Origin of the sequence: Streptomyces sp. NRRL F-525 (assembly GCF_000716605.1) — a bacterium.
In the GTDB taxonomy this organism is placed as follows: domain Bacteria; phylum Actinomycetota; class Actinomycetes; order Streptomycetales; family Streptomycetaceae; genus Streptomyces.
The window spans coordinates 1-271 of the sequence record NZ_JNXE01000223.1 but is presented as its reverse complement, the minus strand read 5'-3'; the positions used below and the strand labels follow the sequence as shown (position 1 = coordinate 271).

At 65.3% G+C, this 271-nt stretch carries 1 pseudogene; it reads right to left on the bottom strand.

The annotated features are described in order from the left end of the window. Nucleotides 1-271: pseudogene (locus OO69_RS48625) on the bottom strand (alpha-1,4-glucan--maltose-1-phosphate maltosyltransferase); the annotation flags it as partial.

Sequence of the window (271 nt, the reverse complement as noted above, 5' to 3'; positions counted from 1 at the left end):
CGGGCGCGTGAACGCCTCGGCCAGGAAGATGATGTCGGGGTCGGTGCCGTTGATCTCCGCGATCACCCGCTCCCAGAACACGACCGGCTTGGTGTGCGGATTGTCGACGCGGAAGATCCGCACGCCGTGGTCCATCCAGTGACGTAGTACCCGCACCGTCTCGGTGATCAGGCCGTCCATGTCCCGGTCGAAGGCGATCGGGTAGATGTCCTGGTACTTCTTCGGCGGGTTCTCCGCGTACGCGATCGTCCCGTCGGGGCGGTGGTGGAAC